This is a genomic window from Pseudomonas sp. SWRI81, assembly GCF_014268545.1.
Lineage (GTDB): Bacteria > Pseudomonadota > Gammaproteobacteria > Pseudomonadales > Pseudomonadaceae > Aquipseudomonas > Aquipseudomonas hamedanensis.
In genome coordinates this window covers 38,659-58,699 of record NZ_JABWQS010000020.1, presented here as the reverse complement: position 1 = coordinate 58,699, position 20,041 = coordinate 38,659, and the positions used below count along the sequence as shown (strand labels likewise).

At 60.1% G+C, this 20,041-nt stretch carries 16 protein-coding genes; 7 read left to right on the top strand and 9 right to left on the bottom strand.

Annotated elements, in window-relative coordinates; translation table 11 throughout:
* The first annotated feature begins 29 nt into the window (after window positions 1-29).
* Together HU765_RS14645 and HU765_RS14640 are read left to right on the top strand one after the other, a co-directional pair.
* Window positions 30-1,397, top strand: a complete 1,368-nt coding sequence (locus tag HU765_RS14645; RefSeq protein WP_186621343.1) for an MFS transporter — start codon at window positions 30-32, stop codon at window positions 1,395-1,397.
* 30 nt (window positions 1,398-1,427) lie between these two features.
* Window positions 1,428-2,702, top strand: a complete 1,275-nt coding sequence (locus HU765_RS14640; RefSeq protein WP_186621341.1) for a glucarate dehydratase family protein — start codon at window positions 1,428-1,430, stop codon at window positions 2,700-2,702.
* Between the two features lie 97 nt (window positions 2,703-2,799).
* Here HU765_RS14640 and HU765_RS14635 read toward each other — a convergent pair whose 3' ends face one another.
* The gene (locus tag HU765_RS14635) at window positions 2,800-3,684 is read right to left on the bottom strand and encodes a LysR substrate-binding domain-containing protein (protein ID WP_186547740.1); all 885 of its coding nucleotides are present in this window, start codon (window positions 3,682-3,684) and stop codon (window positions 2,800-2,802) included.
* A 157-nt stretch (window positions 3,685-3,841) separates the two neighbouring features.
* Here HU765_RS14635 and HU765_RS14630 point away from each other — a divergent pair, with 157 nt between their 5' ends.
* Window positions 3,842-6,868: an FAD-binding and (Fe-S)-binding domain-containing protein gene (locus HU765_RS14630; protein ID WP_186621339.1), complete on the top strand. Its 3,027-nt coding sequence runs from the start codon at window positions 3,842-3,844 to the stop codon at window positions 6,866-6,868.
* Here HU765_RS14630 and HU765_RS14625 read toward each other — a convergent pair.
* The gene (locus HU765_RS14625) at window positions 6,801-7,487 is read right to left on the bottom strand and encodes a paraquat-inducible protein A (RefSeq protein ID WP_186621337.1); all 687 of its coding nucleotides are present in this window, start codon (window positions 7,485-7,487) and stop codon (window positions 6,801-6,803) included. The genes HU765_RS14630 and HU765_RS14625 overlap by 68 nt on opposite strands.
* Window positions 7,484-8,080, bottom strand: a complete 597-nt coding sequence (locus HU765_RS14620) for a paraquat-inducible protein A (protein WP_186621336.1) — start codon at window positions 8,078-8,080, stop codon at window positions 7,484-7,486. Before HU765_RS14620 ends, HU765_RS14625 begins: the two co-directional genes overlap by 4 nt.
* 209 nt (window positions 8,081-8,289) lie before the next feature.
* Here HU765_RS14620 and HU765_RS14615 point away from each other — a divergent pair, with 209 nt between their 5' ends.
* Window positions 8,290-9,459 carry a DUF1624 domain-containing protein gene (locus HU765_RS14615; RefSeq protein WP_186621335.1) on the top strand — a complete coding sequence of 390 codons (1,170 nt, stop codon included), beginning with the start codon at window positions 8,290-8,292 and terminating at the stop codon, window positions 9,457-9,459.
* A 252-nt stretch (window positions 9,460-9,711) separates the two neighbouring features.
* On the opposite strand, the gene HU765_RS14610 is transcribed toward HU765_RS14615, so the two are convergent.
* A complete protein-coding gene (locus tag HU765_RS14610) occupies window positions 9,712-11,103 on the bottom strand; it encodes an aldehyde dehydrogenase family protein (RefSeq protein ID WP_186621334.1) in 1,392 nt (463 codons plus the stop codon).
* 103 nt (window positions 11,104-11,206) lie between these two features.
* Here HU765_RS14610 and HU765_RS14605 point away from each other — a divergent pair, with 103 nt between their 5' ends.
* Window positions 11,207-12,085 (top strand): LysR substrate-binding domain-containing protein, encoded by an 879-nt coding sequence (locus HU765_RS14605; protein ID WP_186621418.1) that lies wholly within the window; start codon window positions 11,207-11,209, stop codon window positions 12,083-12,085.
* 10 nt (window positions 12,086-12,095) lie between these two features.
* On the opposite strand, the gene HU765_RS14600 is transcribed toward HU765_RS14605, so the two are convergent.
* The 4 genes from HU765_RS14600 to HU765_RS14585 form a co-directional block, all read right to left on the bottom strand.
* Window positions 12,096-12,719, bottom strand: coding sequence for a glutathione S-transferase (locus HU765_RS14600; RefSeq protein ID WP_186621333.1), 624 nt, complete (start codon window positions 12,717-12,719; stop codon window positions 12,096-12,098).
* 114 nt (window positions 12,720-12,833) lie between these two features.
* Entirely contained in the window at window positions 12,834-13,652 is an 819-nt protein-coding gene (locus HU765_RS14595) for an alpha/beta hydrolase (protein ID WP_186547721.1), read from the bottom strand.
* Between the two features lie 213 nt (window positions 13,653-13,865).
* Window positions 13,866-14,909 carry an LLM class flavin-dependent oxidoreductase gene (locus HU765_RS14590; protein ID WP_127652469.1) on the bottom strand — a complete coding sequence of 348 codons (1,044 nt, stop codon included), beginning with the start codon at window positions 14,907-14,909 and terminating at the stop codon, window positions 13,866-13,868.
* Between the two features lie 152 nt (window positions 14,910-15,061).
* Window positions 15,062-15,547: a flavin reductase family protein gene (locus tag HU765_RS14585; protein ID WP_186547717.1), complete on the bottom strand. Its 486-nt coding sequence runs from the start codon at window positions 15,545-15,547 to the stop codon at window positions 15,062-15,064.
* A gap of 324 nt (window positions 15,548-15,871) precedes the next feature.
* On the opposite strand from HU765_RS14585, the gene HU765_RS14580 reads away from it, so the two are divergent.
* Window positions 15,872-17,278, top strand: a complete 1,407-nt coding sequence (locus HU765_RS14580; protein WP_186621332.1) for a cytosine permease — start codon at window positions 15,872-15,874, stop codon at window positions 17,276-17,278.
* Window positions 17,279-17,607: 329 nt separating this feature from the next.
* The gene (locus HU765_RS14575) at window positions 17,608-18,708 is read left to right on the top strand and encodes a polyamine ABC transporter substrate-binding protein (protein WP_186552234.1); all 1,101 of its coding nucleotides are present in this window, start codon (window positions 17,608-17,610) and stop codon (window positions 18,706-18,708) included.
* 123 nt (window positions 18,709-18,831) lie between these two features.
* Here the strand turns inward: HU765_RS14575 and HU765_RS14570 are convergent, their stop codons facing one another.
* Window positions 18,832-19,770 (bottom strand): TerC family protein, encoded by a 939-nt coding sequence (locus tag HU765_RS14570; RefSeq protein WP_186621417.1) that lies wholly within the window; start codon window positions 19,768-19,770, stop codon window positions 18,832-18,834.
* Window positions 19,771-20,041: the final 271 nt, after the last annotated feature.

Below are 20,041 nucleotides of genomic sequence, written 5' to 3'. Positions count from 1 at the left end.
CCTAAAAAAACAAGATCGGGAGTCGCCCCTTGAAAACCCTCCAGAGTCCCTCGGACGTCACGGTGCTGGCCCGCGCTGCCGCCAAGGTCAAGCGCCACGTATTGCCGCTGTTTGTGGTGATGTTCATCGTCAACTACATCGATCGGGTCAACATTGGTTTCGTGCGCAGTCACCTGGAGACCGATCTTGGTATCGGTGCGGCGGCGTACGGTCTGGGTGCCGGTTTGTTTTTCATCGGCTACGCGCTGTTCGAAGTGCCGTCCAACCTGCTTCTGCAGCGCTACGGTGCGCGGGTCTGGCTGACGCGGATCATGTTCACTTGGGGCGCTGCTGCGATGGCGATGGCGTTTGTTCAGGGTGAAACCAGTTTCTATGTGCTGCGCTTTATTCTCGGTGCCGCCGAGGCCGGGTTCTTCCCGGGGATCATTTATTACTTCACCCAGTGGTTGCCGGCCTCCGAGCGCGGCAAAACCATGGCGGTGTTTCTCAGTGGTTCGGCGATTGCCTCGGTGATCTCCGGCCCGGTGTCCGGCGCGCTGTTGCACATCAGCGGTCTGGGCCTGCACGGCTGGCAGTGGATGTTCCTCATCGAGGGCGCGGCGTCGGTGGTGCTGTGCGCGTTTGTCTGGTTCTGGTTGCAGTCGCATCCGCGGCAAGCCAAGTGGTTGAGCGAGGAGGAGCGTGACGCGCTGGTGGCCGCGATTGCCGAGGAACAGCGCGCCCGCGAAGCGGTACAGGTCGCCAAGCCATCAATGTTCAAACTGTTGGCCGACCGGCAGATCGCGCTGTTCTGCTTTATCTATTTTTCCATCGCCCTGACCATTTATGGTGCGACCTTTTGGTTGCCGAGCATGATCAAGAAGATGGGCAATCTCGGCGACTTTGAAGTCGGTCTGCTCAACTCCATCCCTTGGATCATTTCGATTGTCGCCATGTACGGTTTTGCGGCGATGGCCGGCAAGTGGAAATTCCAGCAGGCCTGGGTCGCGCTGACCCTGGTGATCGCGGCCATCGGCATGTTCATGTCGACCACCGGCGGGCCGGTGTTTGCCTTTGTCGCTATCTGCTTCGCGGCGATCGGTTTCAAAGCGGCATCCGCGCTGTTCTGGCCGATTCCGCAGAGCTATCTGGATGCGCGAATCGCGGCGGCGGTGATCGCGTTGATCAATTCCATCGGCAACCTCGGCGGCTTCGTTGCGCCGACCGCGTTCGGCATTCTTGAGCAGACCACTGGCTCCATTGAGGGCGGCTTGTATGGCTTGGCGGCGACATCGCTGATCGCTGCCGTGGTGATCTTCTTCGCCCGCACCGCGCCGGGGGCCAAAGGCAACACCGGGGCAAAGCCCGCTGACGTGGCCGCCGTCGTCGCGACGGCCCGTCCGGCGGCGAACCATTGAATTGATTGTTGATCTGTCAGGAGCGTTATCTTGAAAATCACCCGTGTCAGCGTCACTCCAATCGCCTTTCGTGATCCACCGCTGCTCAATGCCAGCGGCATCCACGAACCCTTCGCCCTGCGCTCGATCATCGAGATCGAGAGTGACAACGGCTACATCGGCCTTGGCGAAAGCTACGGTGATGCCCCGGCGCTGGCGATCCAGCAGCAGTTACAGGCGCAATTGATCGGACTTGATCCGTTCAACCTCAACCAGTTGCGCGCCATCGTCCAGGCAACAGTTGCGGCAAATAAGCCTGCCAGTATTGCCGGCGCCGAACTGGCCCCCGGTTCCCATGCCAGCAAGGCGGTGAGCAATGCTTATTCGGCGTTCGAGGTGGCTTTCCTCGATTTGCAGGCGCATTACCTGAATGTGCCGCTGGTGGATCTGCTCGGCGGTGCGATACGCGATGAGGTGCCGTTCAGCGCGTACCTGTTTTTCAAATATGCCGAACATATCGATTCACCCTACAAGCCAGATAATTGGGGCGAGGCGCTGAGCGAGCAGCAAATCGTCGCGCAAGCGGCGCGGATGATCGAGGCGTACGGTTTCAAGAGCATCAAGCTCAAGGCCGGTACCCTGCCGCCGGAGCATGAGGTGGCTTGCGTCAAGGCGCTGAAAAAAGCCTTTCCCGGCTATCCGCTGCGCATTGATCCGAACGGCAACTGGTCGCTGGAGACAGCGATTCGCATGGCCGAACTGCTCGGCGATGACTTGCAGTATTACGAAGACCCGACTCCGGGCCTCGGCGGCATGGCCGAACTGCACAAGCGCACCGGGTTGCCGCTGGCGACCAATATGGTAGTAACCGATTTCGATGAACTACGCCGCAGCATCGCGCAGGACAGCGTGCAGATTGTCCTCGCCGACCACCATTACTGGGGCGGCCTGCGCGACACCCAGACGCTGGCGAAAATGTGCGATGTGTTTGGTCTCGGTGTGTCGATGCATTCCAATTCACACTTGGGCATCAGCCTGATGGCGATGGCTCACGTCGCGGCGGCAGTGCCGAATCTCGATTACGCCTGCGACACCCATTACCCGTGGCAGGAGCCGGACGAGGAAGTGATCAGGGGCGGCAAATTGCCGATTGTCGATGGCTGCGTGAAGATCACCCGTGCGCCGGGGCTGGGGCTGGAACTGGACCGTGATCAATTGGGCAAACTGCATGACCAGTACCTGAGCTGCGGGATTCGTCAGCGTGATGACGTGCGGCAGATGCAGCGTTACAAGGCGGATTGGAAAGCGGTCAAGCCGCGGTTTTGAGGTTCCGGGTCGGGCCCCATCGCGAGCAGGCTCACTCCTACATTTTGAAATGCGTTCCCCTGTAGGAGTGAGCCTGCTCGCGATGGGGCCCGACCTGTCAAAGCGTTTCTATCAACCAGTCCCGAAACGCTTTCAACGACGGCAAATTCTCGTTACGCGGCGGATACACCAGATAGTAGCGGCGGCGGCTGGTAATCGCCTCGCCCAGTTGCAGCAACTCGCCCTTGAGCAACTCCTCCTCGACCAGAATCCGCGGCACCAGGCCTACGCCGATATTGGCCCGTACGGCTTGAATCAAATGGGCCGTCATCTCGAAACTGGGGCCGATGCGCATGCTGCGATGGGGCAGTGCGTGCTGGCTGAACCACTCGGCCCAGGCCTGCGTGTTGCTGCTGACGTTGAGCAACAACTGTCCGGCGATGTGCTGCTCGGCGTCATCGCGCTCGGCGGCCGATAACTGCGCGCTGGCGATCGCCACCAGTTCCTCGGTGTGCAGGGGCAGGGCGCTCAGCCCCGGCCACTCACCGCCCCCGACGCAGATCGCGGCATCGATTTCGCTGGTATCGAAATCGATGCTCTCGATGCGTGAATGCAAATGCACGGTCATGCCCGGGTGCGCCGTGTAGAAATCTTTCAGGCGCGGCAGCAACCATTTCGAGCCGAAGGTCGGTAACGTCGCCAGGCGCAGGCTATGAATGCCTGAGCCAAATGCCATGGCCTGCAAGGTTGCACTTCGAATCTGTCCCAGTGCCTCGGCGAGTTCGCGTTGATACATGCGGCCGACATCGGTCAGCACGACCTTGCGGCCCTCGCGGTTGAACAGGCGCATGCCAAGCATTTTTTCCAGAATCTGCACCTGACGGCTGACCGCGCTTTGCGTCAGCGAAAGCTCATGGGCGGCGCGGGTGTAGCTTTCGTGGCGGGCGGCGGCTTCGAAAGCCAGCAGCAGCGACATGGACGGCGTGAGGGTGCGCGGATTCATTCGTAATTATCATGATTAGCGGGTGGAATTTACGGTTGTCCCCACAGCGCCAGGCAATGAACATGGACGGCATGAGATGGCGGAGCCTGACGCAATCATTCGTTGCGTACAACTGTTCACCGCCACACGGCCCGATTTTGACCGAGATGCCTGACCGATGATTGCCCAGCTGTTGCCCGCCAAAGCCCTGACCACTGATTACCAGCAATTTCTCAAAGCGCTGAAAGCCAGCGGATTCCGCGGTGAAATCAGCGCCGATTACGCCAGCCGCGTGGTACTGGCTACTGACAACTCGATCTACCAGCGCCTGCCGCAAGCGGCGGTGTTTCCGATGGATGCCGATGACGTCACGCGGATGGCGCGACTGATCGCCGAGCCGGCTTATGCGCAGGTGGTGATCACCCCGCGTGGCGGCGGCACTGGCACCAACGGCCAGTCGCTGACTGACGGCATCGTCGTTGACCTGTCGCGGCACATGAACCGCATTCTCGAAATCAACGTGCAAGAGGGCTGGGTGCGGGTACAGGCCGGCGTCGTCAAGGATCAGTTGAACGCGGCGCTGAAGTCCGCAGGGCTGTTTTTCGCCCCGGAACTGTCGACCTCCAATCGCGCCACCGTCGGTGGCATGATCAACACTGATGCCAGCGGCCAGGGCAGTTGCACTTACGGCAAGACCCGCGACCACGTACTCGCGTTGGACATGGTCCTGCGCGGCGGCGAGCGTCTGCACAGCGTGCCGCTGGAGGAAGGTGAACTGCAAGCACACTGCGCCCGTCAGGATCGTGTCGGTGAGGTCTATCGTTGCGCACGCAAGATCATCGATGAGCAAGGCGCGTTGATCAAAGAGCGTTTTCCCGATCTCAATCGCTGCCTGACCGGCTATGACCTGGCGCACCTGCGCGAGGCCGACAACCGCTTCAACCTCAACAGCGTGCTCTGCGGAGCTGAAGGTTCGCTGGGGTTTGTTGTCGAGGCGCGGCTGAACGTTTTGCCGATTCCCAAACACACGATGCTGGTCAATATCCGCTATGCCGGGTTCATGGATGCTTTGCGCGATGCGCGGGCGTTGATGGCGCTCAAACCGCTGTCGATTGAAACCGTCGATTCGAAGGTTTTGCTGCTGGCGATGCAGGACATCGTCTGGCACGGCGTCGCCGAGTATTTTCCAGACAGCGGCGGACGACCAACCTTGGGCATCAACCTTGTCGAGTTTTGCGGCGATGATCCCGAGGATGTGCAACGCCGCGTCGAAGCCTTCATCGAACATCTCAAAAACGACCAGACGGTTGAGCGCCTGGGGCACACGCTCGCTATCGGGCAAGCGGCGGTGAGCAAAGTCTACGGCATGCGCAAACGGGCGGTGGGCCTGCTCGGCAACGTCGCCGGTGAAGCGCGGCCGCAGCCGTTCGTCGAGGACACCGCGGTGCCGCCGCAGCACCTGGCCGAGTACATCGCCGAACTGCGCGAGCTGCTCGACAGCCATGGCTTGCAGTACGGCATGTTTGGCCACGTTGACGCGGGCGTCTTGCACGTACGGCCGATTCTCGACATGAAGGATCCGCAACAAGCGGCCTTGGTGCGTCCCGTTTCCGACGGCGTCGCGGCGCTGACTCAGCGTTACGGCGGCCTGTTGTGGGGCGAGCATGGCAAGGGGTTGCGCTCGGAATATGCCCCAAAGTTTTTCGGCGAACTGTATCCGGCGCTGCAAGCGCTGAAAGCGGCGTTCGACCCATTCAATCAGTTCAACCCGGGCAAGATCGCCACGCCGGCCAACAGCGAGGCGGCGTTGCTGAAAATCGATGGCGTCACGTTGCGTGGCGAACTCGACCGGCAGATCGACGAAAAAGTCTGGCAGGACTACGGCGCGGCGATGCATTGCAACGGCAACGGTGCCTGCTACAACTTCGATCCTGACGATGCGATGTGCCCGTCGTGGAAGGCTACCCGCGAGCGCGCGCAGTCGCCCAAGGGCCGCGCCTCGCTGATTCGCGAGTGGCTGCGTTTGCAGGGCGAGGCGGGCGTCGACGTGTTGTCCGATGCCGTGCGCACCCCGGCTTTTTTCAGCACGCTGTGGCAGCGTTGGCGCAACAGCCGCGCTAAGGCTGAGGACTTTTCCCATGAGGTTTACGACGCCATGGCCGGTTGCCTGGCGTGCAAGTCGTGCGCAGGGCAGTGCCCGGTGAAGGTCAACGTGCCGGAGTTCCGTTCGCGGTTTCTGGAGCTGTACCACAGCCGTTACCTGCGTCCGGCGCGGGATTATCTGATCGCTTCGCTGGAATACAGCATCCCGTACATGGCGCGGATTCCGGCGCTGTATAACGGATTGATGGGCGCTGCGTTCGTTCGCCGCCTGTTGCAGCGCTTGGGGGGCATGGTCGATGTGCCGCTGCTCAGCCGCTTCGATTTCCACGCAGCGATGCGCCGCTGGCAGGTGCAATCGGCAACGGTCGCGGCCTTGTCGGCGCTGACGCCAGCGCAACGTGAGCGCAGCGTGGTGATCGTTCAGGACGCCTTTACCCGCTACTTCGAGGCGCCGTTGCTGGCTGATCTGGTCGAGCTGATTTCGCGTTTGGGTTATCAGGTCTATCTGGCCCCGTTCAGTGCCAATGGCAAGCCGTTGCACGTGCAGGGATTTCTGTCGGCATTCAATCGCGCGGCGCTGCGCAACGCCCGGCAGTTGCGCGAACTGGCCGATGTCGGTGTGCCGCTGTTGGGGCTCGACCCGGCGATGACTTTGGTTTATCGCCAAGAGTACCTCAAGGTTCCCGGCATGCAGCACTGCCCGGAAGTGGCGCTGGTGCAGGAGTGGCTGCTTAAGGTCATGCCGCAGCAGGCGCCGCAGGACGCACCTGCAAAGTACCGACTGCTCGCCCACTGCACCGAGAAAACCAATGTTGGCGCCGCGACCCGGCAATGGGAGCAGGTGTTTGAGCGCGCTGGCCTGAACCTCGCCACCCAGGCCACCGGTTGCTGTGGCATGTCAGGCACTTACGGCCACGAGGCGCGCAACCGCGAGACGTCGGCGCTGATTTACGAGCAATCGTGGGCGCGTCAGGTGCAGGCGTCGGCGGAGCAGGGCGAGGCCTTGGCCACCGGTTATTCCTGCCGCAGTCAGGTCAAGCGCCAGTCGGATCAGGCGCTGCGCCATCCATTGCAGGTGTTGCTTGAGGTGCTGCGTCGCTGAGGTGCTCGTCGGCGTCGTTGTCCCAGATCAGGCGCGGGTCGAAACTCATCGCCGCGAGCATGGTAAACACCACGACCAGGCCAAAAAACAGGATGCCCGGTCGTGGCTCGATATCCCCTAGAGCCTGAAACTTCACCAGGGCCGCGACCAGCGCGACGACCAGCACGTCCAGCATCGACCAGTAGCCGATCAGCTCGACGAACCGGTACAGCTTCGAACGCTCCTTGCGCGCCCAGTCGCTGTCGCGCTGCACGGTCAACAGCAGCAAGGTGAGGGCGACAAACTTGATCCCCGGCACCGCGATGCTGGCGATGAAGATGATCAGGGCAATGTCCCACGCTCCGGCCTCCCAGAATTCCAGCACGCCGCTCATGATCGTGCTGTCGGCGCCGCTGCCGAGCATGGTGGTGTTCATCACCGGCAGCAGATTGGCCGGCACGTAAAATGCCAGCGCCGCCAGCATGTAGGCCCAGGTGCGGGCCAGCGAATTGATTTTGCGTCGGTGCAGCGGCGCGTCGCAGCGCGGGCATTGGTGCGGCTCGTCTGTCATGTCGCAGGCCAGGCCGCAGCTGTGGCACAGGCACAGGTTCAGCTCGCTGGCGGTGGGTGGTCGCTTCATAGGATGTCCCAGAGTTCACGGATGTCGCGGCCGGCAATGCGGATCATCATCAGGCTCAGCACCGCCAGCGCGAACAGGCCGATGCCGGGCAAGACATCGAGTAGCCCGGCGAGCTTGAACACCGCCACCATGGCTCCCAGCAGACACACTTCAAGCATGCTCCACGGCCGCAAGGTTTCCAGCCAGCGCATGCACAACTTGAACCCCGGCGCGCGGCGTCCGCCGAGGGCGAAGCTCAGCACCCAGGTCAGCAGCACCAGTTGAAACGCCGGGGCAATGATGATCGAGATTGCTGCGACCAGCGCGATAAACGTGATCGGCCCCTGACTCAAGGCCAGCACCGAGTCCCACAGCGTCGCACTGTTTTTCAGGCCTTTGAGGCTGATGCTCATCACCGGATAGAAATTGGCGAACAGCCACAGCATTGTCGCCGTGAACGTCAGCGCCAGGCGCTGTTCGATGGTCAGTCCGTTGTAGCGCTGAAGCACGCCGTTGCAGCGCACGCACTGGGTTTTCTGATGTTTGGCGAGTGCGACTTTTTCGTACACGCAGTCACAGTGCTCGCAGATGATCAGGTGTTCGGTGTTGACCATGGACAACGCTCGACTGCTGGCCACAAGGGCAGGGGGACTTGATCACTATAGAAGCCTGAAGCTATTGGGCAACTCGGAAACGCCGCCGGGTCGAGCATTTTTCTGAGAATTACTCTCGATTCAGCGTTTGTATTGTTATAAGGTAACGCAAATTTTTTGCCGGGCCTTTGTTTGGAAGCCTGGCTTTTCCCTTCGATTGCGAAATGCCCATGACGATTGCGCTCCCCCGTTCTGCCCCGTTGACGACTGGCCGGCTGTTATCCATCGATGCCCTCAGAGGCTTGGTCATCCTGTTCATGCTGCTTGATCACGTCCGCGAAACCTTTTTGCTGCACCGTCAGGTCAGCGATCCGATGGACATCGCCAGCACCGAGCCAGCGTTGTTTTTCAGCCGCACGCTCGCGCATTTGTGTGCGCCGGTGTTTGTACTTCTGACCGGGTTGTCTGCGTGGTTGTATGGAGAAAAATACGCCGGCAGAACCGATGTCAGCGCGTTTCTGTTCAAGCGCGGATTGTTCCTGGTGGTGCTGGAATTCACTCTGGTCAATTTCGCCTGGACGTTTCAGTTGCCACCGAGCGTGATCTACCTGCAAGTGATTTGGGCCATCGGCCTGAGCATGATCGCTTTGGCGCTGCTGGTCTGGTTGCCGCGCGCCGTACTGCTCGCGCTGAGCGTGGCGATCATCGCCGGGCACAACCTGCTCGACGCAGTGCATTTCCCGGTCGAATCAGCCATGCACGTGCCTTGGGCAATTCTGCATGACCGTGGCTGGATCGAGATCAGCGAAACCCTTCGGCTGCGAACCTCCTATCCGCTGTTGCCGTGGATTGGTGTGATCGGTCTGGGTTATGCGCTGGGGCCGTGGTTTGCCCGGGGAATGGACGCGGCTGTGCGCCAGCAACGTTTGCTGGTTGCCGGCGTGGGTGGACTGCTGGGGTTTGTGGGGCTGCGCTTGCTCAATGGCTACGGCGAAAAACCCTGGACCGTCAGCGATTCGCTGGTGCAGACCCTGATGAGTTTTTTCAATATCACCAAATACCCGCCGTCGCTGCTGTTTCTAGCGCTGACCGTCAGCCTCGGGCTGTTGCTGCTACTGGCTTTCGAGCGTGTTCAGGATCGCCGCTGGATCCGTTGGCTGACCGTTTTTGGTTCGGCGCCGATGTTCTTTTACCTGTTGCATCTGTATGCGCTGAAAGTCTTGTACCTGATTGCCGTGGCGTTGTTCGGGCTGAATCAGGGTAGCTATTTCGGCTTTTCGACGGTGGCGGCGGTGTGGCTGGCGGCAGTGGTTCTGGCCGTAGTGCTGTTCCCGGCGGTGCGCTGGTTCTCGGCACTGAAAGCGCGACGCCGGGACATCAGCTGGCTGAAATATCTGTAAATTGCGGCGACTTGTGGGAGTGAGCTTGCTCACGAAGGCGTCGGGTCAGTTGATCTATCTCTGGCTGACACACCGCTTTCGCGAGCAGGCTCGCTCCCACAGTGGACAGGTGTTGTGCCCCCGAATCGCACGCGCCGGCATTCCCTGTGGGAGTGAGCTTGCTCACGAAGGCGTCGCGTCAGCTGACTTATCTGTAGCTGACACACCGCTTTCGCGAGCAGGCTCGCTCCCACAGGTTTCACACTGCCTGGATTATTTGCGATCCAGCCACACGGTCTGCGCATTGCAGAATTCACGCACGCCGAAGTGCGAAAGTTCGCGGCCGAAACCGCTTTTCTTCACACCGCCGAAGGTCACCCGTGGATCGCTGGCGGAGTAGCCGTTGATGAACACGCCGCCGGTTTCCAGTTCGCTGGTGAGTTGCTGGGCCAATGGCACGTTGGCGGTGTAGATCGTGGCGGTCAGGCCGAATTCGCTGTCGTTCGCCAGCGCCACGGCATGCGCACAATCGCGGGCGGTGATGATCGAGGCGACCGGGCCGAACAGTTCCTGTTTGAACGAGGTCATGCGGTCGGTGACGTTGGCCAGCACGGTCGGCTCGTAGTAGTTACCCGCTCCTTCAACCTTGCCGCCACCCAGCAACAGCGTCGCGCCTTCTTCAAGGGTGTCGCGCACTTGCTGGTCGAGTTCGTCACGCAGATCGAATCGTGCCATCGGCCCGATATAAGTGTCGGCGTTCAGTGGATCGCCCATCTTCAGTTGACGTGTCGCTTCAACGAATTTGCGGGTGAATTCCTCGACCACGCCCTGTTCGATGATCAGACGTTTGGCGGCCGCGCAGACCTGGCCGGAATTCTGATAGCGGCCGATCACTGCCGCTTGCACGGCCTCATCCAGATCGGCGTCATTGAGCACAATGAACGGATCGGAGCCGCCCAGTTCCAGCACGCACTTCTTCAAGGCTGCACCGGCCTGCGCACCGATAGCCATCCCGGCACGGACACTGCCAGTCAGTGTCACGGCGGCGATGCGCGGATCGGCGATGGCTGTGGATACGCCTTCGGGGGTGACGTTGATCACTTCAAACACACCATCGGCGAAGCCGGCACGGGTGAAGGCATCGCGCAGCAGATAGGCGCTGCCCATGACGTTAGGCGCATGCTTGAGCACGTAGGTGTTGCCGGCGATCAGGGTCGGGACGGCGCCGCGCAGCACTTGCCAGATCGGGAAGTTCCACGGCATCACGGCGAGGATCGGCCCGAGCGGACGGTATTCGATGCGCGCCTTGCCGCCTTCGACCTGAGTGGTTTCGGCATCAAGCATGGCCGGACCGTGTTCGGCGTACCACTCGCAGAGCCGGGCGCATTTTTCGACTTCGCCACGGGCCTGAGCAATCGGCTTGCCCATTTCCTGAGTGATCATCGTTGCCATGGCTTCAGCGCCGTCGCGCAGGGCACCCGCCAGCGCGGTCAACAAGCGGGAGCGATCCTGCAACGGCTGGCGTTTCCATTTGTTGAAACCGAAGGCCGCGCGAGTCAGCGCGGCGTCGAGGTCGGCGGCGGATTCAAAAGCGTAGTGGCCGATCTGCTCGCCGGTGGCGGGGTTGATCGAAATAGCGTGGGTCTGGCTGGAAATCTGGCTCATGGCGTCGTCCTGCTGTTCGGTGGATTGGGCCTAGAGTAGGGTGGCGTTTGTTTTCTGGAAACTGAATAATACAGAGTGTTTCTTTCACGATTGGAGAATGACTGTGGATCTGGTGCAACTGGAAATGTTCAAAGCCGTGGCTGAACACGGCAGCATCAGCGCCGCCGCCGCGCAGATTCACCGCGTGCCGTCGAACCTGACCACGCGGATCAAGCAGCTCGAACAGGACCTCGGCGTCGATTTGTTCATCCGCGAGAAAAGCCGTTTGCGTCTGTCGCCGGCGGGGTGGAGTTTTCTTGAGTACGCGCGACGTATTCTCGATCTGGTGCAGGAAGCCCGCGCCACCGTCGCGGGTGAGGAGCCGCAAGGTGCATTTCCCTTGGGGTCGCTGGAAAGTACCGCGGCGGTGCGCATTCCCGAATTGCTGGCTGCGTACAACCAGCAGCATCCGAAGGTCGACCTGGACCTGTCCACCGGGCCTTCGGGAACGATGATCGACGGTGTGCTCTCCGGGCGTCTGGCCGCGGCGTTTGTCGACGGCCCGGTGCTGCATCCGGCGCTGGAAGGCGTGCCGGCGTTCGAAGAGGAAATGGTCATCATTGCACCGCTCAATCACGCGTCGGTCGAGCGTGCGGCGGATGTGAACGGCGAGAATATTTATGCCTTTCGTTCCAACTGTTCCTACCGCCACCATTTCGAAAAATGGTTCAGCACTGACGCCGCCGTCCCGGGCAAGATCTTCGAAATGGAGTCGTACCACGGCATGCTCGCTTGCGTCAGCGCCGGTGCCGGTCTGGCACTGATGCCGCGCAAAATGCTGCAAAGCATGCCCGGCAGCGCGACCGTCAGCGTCTGGCCGCTGACGGCGGATTTCCGTTATCTGACCACCTGGCTGGTGTGGCGGCGGGGCACGGTGTCGCGCAGTTTGAGCATGTTTGTACGGTTGCTCGAGGAGCGCGGCGTGGTGCGTGAACAAGGCTGAACATGTCTTCTTATGGCGTGCCGTTGCGCCCGTACAGACGATAACCGTCGCGCTGATCCAAGCGATCATAGTAGGCGCGCACAGCAGCAAAATCCGCATGATCGAGCGGCGTTTCGAACCAGCGATTCACCGACAGCCCGATGGGGATGTCCGCCAGCGAAAACTGCTCACCACTGACGTAAGCGCCGGTCTTGTCCAACTGCCGGTCGAGAATTTCCATGTTCCGCGCCCAGTCGCGGCAACCCTGCGCGAGGGCGTCGCGGTCCTGGTAATCCGGCGATTTGCGCACCAGCGCCATCAACGGATACGACCACGAGCGGTTCAGCTCCGAAGCCTGCCAGTCGATCCACTGATCGACCCGAGCCCGGGCGATCGGCTCAGGCGGGTACAGATGGACGCCCGCGTAACGTGTCGCCAGGTAACGGATGATCGTGTTGGATTCCCAGAGAGTGAAATCGCCGTCCTGAATCACCGGCACCATGGCGCAGGGATTGAGCGCGAGAAATTCCGGGGTGTTGGGTGATTTGAAGCCGGAACCCCAGTCTTCGCGCGTAAATGGAAGGTCCAGCTCAGCACAGGTCCACAGCACTTTGCGCACGTTGATCGACGAGGCTTTTCCGAGTATTCGCAGCATGGGGTCTCCCTGTCTTGGTGGTCTCGAACGCAGAGAAATACCATAGCGCAAAACACAAGACCCGCATTGCGCGGGCCTTGGGGTATCAGCACTTAATGACTGATGGTGCGTAATTTATCGATTGAGAAACGCCAACAGATCTTCGTTCAACGCCTGCGCGTGGGTCACGGCAAACCCGTGCGGCGCGCCCGCGTAAACCTTCAACTCGGCGCCCTTGATTTGCGCGGCCGCCTGCTTGCCAGTGGTTTCGAACGGCACGATCTGGTCGCCGTCGCCGTGAATCACCAGCGTCGGTACATCAATCACGGCCATGTCGGGACGGAAGTCGGTTTCCGAGAACGCAGTGACGCAATCGACGGTGCCCTTGAGCGAGGCCAGCAGCGCAATGTTGAGGGTTTGGGTGAGTACGCCGTCGGAGACTTTCTGGCCCTGATTGATACCGAAGAACGGCGTATTGAAGTCAGCGATAAACTGCGCGCGATCTTTCAGCAGACCGGCCTTGATCCCGTCGAACACCGACTTGTCGACGCCTTCGGCAAAATCGGCTTGCTTGCCGAACACCGGCGTCACCGCGCCCAGCAACACCAGACCGGCAACACGCTCGCTACCATGGCGGGCGATGTAGCGGCTGACGTCACCGCCACCCATGGAAAAGCCGACCAGGGTTACGTCGCGCAGGTCCAGGTGGTTGATCAGCCCGGCGATGTCGTCGGCAAAGGTGTCGTAATCGTAACCGGTCCACGGCTGATCGGAGCGGCCGAAACCACGGCGGTCGAACGCGATGGTGCGGTAGCCGCGGCTGCTCAGATATTCCATCTGGTATTCCCACATGTCGGCATCCAGCGGCCAGCCGTGGCTGAACAGCACGGGTTTGCCACTGCCCCAGTCCTTGTAATAGATCTCGGTGCCGTCTTGGGTTTTGAAGGTGCTCATGAAAACTCCTTGTGATCGCTGGTGGGATGCATGGATGCCGAATGGGCAACGGCCACTATCCGCGCAAACCGCGCAGGGCACTTGTACGCAAGTGCTGGTTTGGCAGCGGGAAGGGCGGCACATTGCGCCATGAGTGTTTCAACCTGACATTACAAAAAAAGGCGACTTGCTCGCGCAATCGCCCTTTTCAAGATGGTTGAGGATCGTCAGTTTTTACCGAAACGCCGGCACCACATGCTTGATAAACAACTCCAGCGATTTCTTCTTCTCCGCATGCGGCAAGCTGTTATCACACCAGAAACTGAACTCATCCACGCCCAGTTCCTGGTAGTACTTGATCCGCGGAATGATTTCTTCCGGCGTACCAATCATCGCGGTCTTGTGCAGGCTCTCCAGCTCAAACTCAGGACGCCCGGCGAACTTCTCTTCCGGACTGGGCGCGAGAAAACCATTGACCGGCGTCTCCTTGTTACCGAACCACGCATCGAACGTGCGATAGAAACGCGAAATGGCTTTGGCGCCGACCTTCCAGCCATCCGGATCGTCGGCGGTGTGCACATGCGTATGACGCAGCACCATCAATTGCGGGCGCGGTACATCCGGGTTGTTGTCGAGCGCAGTCTGAAATTTGTTCTTCAGGTCGACGACTTCTTCGTCCCCTTTCATCAATGGCGTGACCATCACATTGCAGCCGTTGGCCACGGCGAAGTTGTGTGAGTCCGGGTCGCGGGCGGCGATCCACATCGGTGGGTTGGGTTTCTGGATCGGTTTTGGCACGCTGGTTGAGGTGGGGAATTTCCAGATGTCGCCGTCGTGGGCGTAGTCGCCTTGCCAGAGGGCGCGGACCACCGGGACCATTTCGCGCAGGGCCTGGCCGCCGCTGGAGGCAGGCATGCCGCCGGCCATGCGATCGAATTCAACCTGATAGGCGCCACGGGCGAGGCCGACTTCCATGCGGCCGTTGCTGATCACGTCGAGCAAGGCGCATTCACCGGCGACGCGCAGCGGGTGCCAGAACGGCGCGATGATGGTGCCGGCGCCGAGGTGAATGGTAGTGGTTTTCGCCGCGAGGTAGGCCAGCAGTGGCATCGGGCTTGGGGAAATGGTGTATTCCATGGCGTGGTGTTCGCCGATCCACACGGTGCTGAAACCGCCTGCCTCGGCCATCAAGGTCAGTTCGGTGAGGTCTTCGAACAGTTGGCGGTGGCTGACGCTTTCGTCCCAGCGTTCCATGTGAATGAACAGGGAAAATTTCATGACGCTTCCTCGGATCTTTTGTTGTTGTGGCTACAAAACTTGTAGGAGCGAGCCTGCTCGCGATGGCGGTGTGTCAGAAAACACATCGACATCGGATAAATCGCTATCGCGAGCAGGCTCACTCCTACAGTTGATTTGTGCGGATCTGACGATCAGGCCGGAACGGGCAGGGCGCCCATCTTGCCGTGGCAGTACACCAGCGGTCCGGCGACTTGCTCGGGGACGATCAGGTTCTTTACGGCGCCGACCATGATGGCGTGGTCGCCGCCTTCGTATTCGCGCCACAGTTCACATTCAATGATAGCCGTCGCGTTGGCGAGGATCGGGTTGCCCCGTTCGCTCAAGGTCCACTCGATGCCCTGCGCCTTGTCCTTGCCTTTGCGGGCGAAGGCATAGGCTTCGCTTTGCTGGCCGCTGGACAACAGATGAATCGCAAAGCGTTTGTTCTTGATCAGAACGGGGTAGGAATCAGAGCTGTAGTTGGGGCAGAACAGCACCAGCGCCGGATCCATCGACAGCGAACTGAATGCGCTGGCGGTCAGGCCGACGATCTGGCCGTCGTCATCCAGGGTGGTAATGACGGTGACGCCAGACGGGAACGAGCCCATGACTTGTTTGTAGAGGGTGGCATCGATCATTGGACGGTCCTCGGGTGTTGTGACGCTGTTTTTATGTGTTTGTTGGTCTGATGGTATACCAGTATTCAATCTTTGCAAGGGCTTTTCAGCTGAACCGATAAACGTGCTGCGTTCGTCGGAAACTCAGCATTTACAGGGCTTACGGCTGGTCCAGCAGCCGCTCTATCAGCGAGGATGGCGTATCAGATAGCGTTGCAATCAACGGATCAGCCTTGTGAAAAGTTTGGAATACCATAATATGGTCTGCATCTGAGGGGCGACCAGAGAGTCCTCCCGGTTTGGCTTCATACAACGATAAAAACAGACCAACTCGAGTTCATGCATATGTCCCAGATGTCCCGGCAAGATCCGTTGATCGAGAATCATACGGTCGACTACGTCCCACTCGCGGAACGCCACGGGAAGGCCCGCGACCTGTTTACCCTTTGGTTCAGCACCAACATCGCGCCACTGCCCATTGTCACCGGCGCCATGGTGGTTCAGGTGTTCCATCTCGATCTGTTTTGGGGGCTGCTGGCGATTGCGCTGGGGCACATGATCGGCGGCGTGGTGATTGCGCTGGCGTCGGCCCAGGGGCCGCGCATGGGCATTCCGCAAATGGTCCAGAGTCGCGGTCAGTTCGGCCGTTATGGCGCGCTGCTGATCGTGTTCTTCGCGGCGATCATCTACATCGGTTTCTTCATTTCCAACATCGTGCTGGCGGGTAAATCCATCGTCGGCATTGCGCCGTCGGTGCCGGCGTCGCTGAGCATTCTGATCGGCGCCCTGGCGGCCACGGCGATTGGCGTGATCGGCTACAACTTCATCCACACGCTGAACCGCATTGGCACCTGGGTGATGGGCGGCGCGTTGCTTGCCGGATTCCTTTACATCTTCGCCCATGACTTGCCGGCGGACTTCTTCACTCGCGGCAGTTTCAATCTCTCCGGATGGCTGGCGACGGTGTCGCTGGGGATCATCTGGCAGATCAGCTTCTCGCCGTACGTGTCCGATTATTCGCGCTACCTGCCGGCCGATATTGGCATTGCCAAGCCGTTCTGGGCGACTTACCTGGGCGCGACGCTGGGGACAATTCTGTCGTTCACCTTCGGCGCCGTTGCGGTGCTGGCAACTCCGGAAGGCACCGAAGCCATGGCGGCGGTCAAGCAATCGACCGGTTGGCTGGGGCCGATTCTGATGGTGCTGTTTCTGCTCAATATCATCAGCCACAACGCGCTGAATCTGTATGGCGCGGTGCTGTCGATCATCACCTCGATCCAGACCTTCGCCAGCCAATGGACGCCGAGCATCAAGGTGCGCGTGGTGTTGTCGGGCTTGATTCTGGCGGGTTGCTGCGTGGTGGCGCTCGGCGCGTCGGAGGACTTCATCGCCGAGTTCATCGGCCTGATTCTCGCGTTGTTGTTGGTGCTTGTACCGTGGGCCTCGATCAACTTGATCGACTTTTACCTGATCAAGCGCGGCCACTACGACATCACCTCGATCTTCCGCGCCGATGGCGGGATTTACGGACGCTTCAACCTGCACGCGATCATCGCTTACTTCATTGGCATCATCGTGCAGCTGCCGTTTGCCAACACCTCGCTGTACGTCGGGCCTTACGCCAACCTGGTGGAGGGAGCCGATTTGTCATGGCTGGTGGGCCTGGTGGTAACGGTTCCGCTGTATTACTGCCTGGCGACCCGCGGGCAGGTGCAGCAGAGCAGGGCGGCAAAACTGAGCTATCGCTCATAACCGATTACTGTGGCGAGGGAGCTTGCTCCCGCTGGACTGCGCAGCAAGCCCCGCTTTTACAAGCGAAGAGCGGACTGCTGCGTGCCCCAGCGGGAGCAAGCTCCCTCGCCACACTTGATTTTGTGATTCCTGCGTATTTCAGCGGTCACTCAAATTGGCCATATCGATCCCCTTTTGGCCGATCCGCCACTGTGATCCCGCTACGCTGTCAGCAAGAATCGGAGCCGTAACAACACGCTCGACCTTTTTTGCCCTTGGCTATCGTTACAGCCACTGCCGTGTACAGAACATAAAAACCATCGACTCACGTCGCATTCGGGGAAACAACCATGGTCACGATCAAACGCATTCTGGGCGCCACCGTGTGTGGGCTGACGCTGCTGGCCAGCGCCGTCCAGGCCGAGCAGCGCGAACTGCGGGTGTATAACTGGGCGGATTACATCCTGCCTGCGGTGCCCAAGGACTTCGCCGAGCAAAGCAAGATCAAAGTGACCTGGGACACCTTCGACACCAACGAGTCGCTGGAAGCCAAACTGCTCACCGGCAACTCCGGTTACGATCTGGTGGTGCCGTCCAACCAGTTCCTCGAAACCCAGATCAAGGCGGGTGTGTTCCAGAAACTCGACAAATCGAAACTGCCGAACTGGCAGCATCAGGATCCGGCCTTGCTGAAGTTGCTTGATGCCAACGACCCCGGCAATCAGTACGGCATGCCTTACATGTACGGCACGGTGCTGATCGGCTTCAACCCGGCCAAGGTCAAGGCAGCACTGGGTGACAACGCGCCGGTGGACAGTTGGGACCTGGTGTTCAAGCCCGAGAACATGGAAAAGCTCAAGGCCTGTGGCGTGGCGATGCTCGATTCGCCTTCGGAGATTCTGCCGCTGGCCCTGCATTACCTCGGCCTCGATCCGAACAGCCAGAACCCGGCGGACTATGAAAAGGCCAAGGCCTTGATGATGAAGATCCGCCCTTACGTGACCTACTTCAACTCGGCCAAGTACATGACCGACATCGCCAACGGCGATATCTGCGTGGCGATCGGTTATTCGGGCAGCTTCTACCAATTCGGCAATCGCGCCAAAGAGGCGGGCAACGGCGTGGTGGTCGACTGGCGCTTGCCGAAGGAGGGCGCGCCGATCTGGTTCGATACGTTCGCCATCCCAAAGAGCGCGAAGAACGTCGCCGAAGCCCACGAATTTCTCAACCATCTGCTTGAGCCGAAAGTGATCGCGCCGATCAGCGATTTCCTCGGTTACCCGAATGCCAACAAGGACTCGATGCCGCTGGTCAACAAGGAGATTACCGACAACCCCAACCTGACGCCGACCAGCGAGGCGCTGAAAACCCTTTACGTCGTCCAGCCATTACCGCAGAAAATGGAGCGGGTACGCACGCGGGTGTGGACCAGTATCAAATCCGATAAATAAGGGCACCGCATATCCAATGTGGGAGCGAGCCTGCTCGCGAAAGCGGTGTCTCAGTCGACGAGAATGTTGACTGACCCGGCGCCTTCGCGAGCAAGCCCGCTCCCACAGTTGGGGTGTGTGGTGTCATTCAGGGTTGCGTTCAGCCTCGCGCGTCGTCACCAGACTCAACAGCACCGACCCCAGAATCACTGACCCGACTATCACCAGCGACCATTCCACCGGCATGTGAAACCACGGCATCGCGACCATCTTGCCGCCGATAAACACCAGCACAATCGCCAAGCCATACTTGAGCAGGTGGAAGCGGTCGGCCATGTCCGCCAGCAGGAAGTACAGCGCGCGCAGGCCCATGATCGCGAAGATGTTCGAGGTGAACACAATAAACGGGTCGGTGGTCACGGCGAAGATCGCCGGGATGCTGTCGACGGCGAACATCAAGTCGCTGGCCTCGATCAGCACCAGCACCAGGAACATCGGCGTCGCCCAGCGCACGCCGTTCTGCAGGATGAAAAACTTCTCGCCATGAAAACCGCTGGTAATCCGCAGATGCCCGCGCACCCAACGCAGCAACGGGTTGTTGTCGAGGTCCGGTTGCTGGTCGGCGAACACCAGCATCTTGATCCCGGTGAAGATCAGGAACACCCCGAACGCATACAGTAGCCATTCAAACTGCGACACCAGCCACACGCCGGCGAAGATCATCACCGCGCGCATCACGATCGCCCCGAGCACGCCGTACAACAGCACCCGGCGCTGCAATTCCGGCGGCACGGCGAAGTAACTGAAGATCATGACGAAGACGAACATGTTGTCGATCGACAGCGACTGCTCGATCAGGTAACCGGTGAGGAACTCCAGGGTTTTCTGCCGGGCGATTTCGCCGCCGAATTCGCCGTGCAGATACCACCAGAGCAAACCGGCGAAGCTCAGGGCCAACAGACACCAGGCAATCACCCAGGCCAGGGCCTCACGCACTGATACCCGATGCGCCTTGCGCCCGCCGAAGACAAACAAGTCCAGAGCCAGCATGGACAGAACAAAGACGATGAAGGCGCCCCACATCCAGGGTTCGCCGATATTGAGGTTCGTGGCAGGCACGGGCACGCTCCCTGTCTTGTTACTTGCAGTGTTATCGCTGATCCGATGGCAAGCGCATCCCCCCTGTGGGAGCGGGCTTGCTCGCGAAAGCGGTGGAACAGTGACGTTGAGGTTCCCTGACACACCGCGTTCGCGAGCAAGCTCGCTCCCACAGGGATCACCGTTGCCTCTGGATCAAGTCAGACAGGGCCATGCTAACGACGGGTTTACCGGAAAGAAAAATCGTTTATTTCTG

Bases quoted from the DNA above. Each gene is read 5' to 3' on its own strand.
- HU765_RS14610 (WP_186621334.1), bottom strand. From the start codon at position 11,103: ATGAGCCAGATTTCCAGCCAGACCCACGCTATTTCGATCAACCCCGCC.
- HU765_RS14585 (WP_186547717.1), bottom strand. From the start codon at position 15,547: ATGATCGATGCCACCCTCTACAAACAAGTCATGGGCTCGTTCCCGTCT.
- HU765_RS14590 (WP_127652469.1), bottom strand. From the start codon at position 14,909: ATGAAATTTTCCCTGTTCATTCACATGGAACGCTGGGACGAAAGCGTC.
- HU765_RS14570 (WP_186621417.1), bottom strand. From the start codon at position 19,770: ATGTGGGGCGCCTTCATCGTCTTTGTTCTGTCCATGCTGGCTCTGGAC.
- HU765_RS14600 (WP_186621333.1), bottom strand. From the start codon at position 12,719: ATGCTGCGAATACTCGGAAAAGCCTCGTCGATCAACGTGCGCAAAGTG.
- HU765_RS14635 (WP_186547740.1), bottom strand. From the start codon at position 3,684: ATGAATCCGCGCACCCTCACGCCGTCCATGTCGCTGCTGCTGGCTTTC.
- HU765_RS14575 (WP_186552234.1), top strand. From the start codon at position 17,608: ATGGTCACGATCAAACGCATTCTGGGCGCCACCGTGTGTGGGCTGACG.
- HU765_RS14595 (WP_186547721.1), bottom strand. From the start codon at position 13,652: ATGAGCACCTTCAAAACCCAAGACGGCACCGAGATCTATTACAAGGAC.
- HU765_RS14620 (WP_186621336.1), bottom strand. From the start codon at position 8,080: ATGGTCAACACCGAACACCTGATCATCTGCGAGCACTGTGACTGCGTG.
- HU765_RS14615 (WP_186621335.1), top strand. From the start codon at position 8,290: ATGACGATTGCGCTCCCCCGTTCTGCCCCGTTGACGACTGGCCGGCTG.
- HU765_RS14580 (WP_186621332.1), top strand. From the start codon at position 15,872: ATGTCCCAGATGTCCCGGCAAGATCCGTTGATCGAGAATCATACGGTC.
- HU765_RS14625 (WP_186621337.1), bottom strand. From the start codon at position 7,487: ATGAAGCGACCACCCACCGCCAGCGAGCTGAACCTGTGCCTGTGCCAC.
- HU765_RS14630 (WP_186621339.1), top strand. From the start codon at position 3,842: ATGATTGCCCAGCTGTTGCCCGCCAAAGCCCTGACCACTGATTACCAG.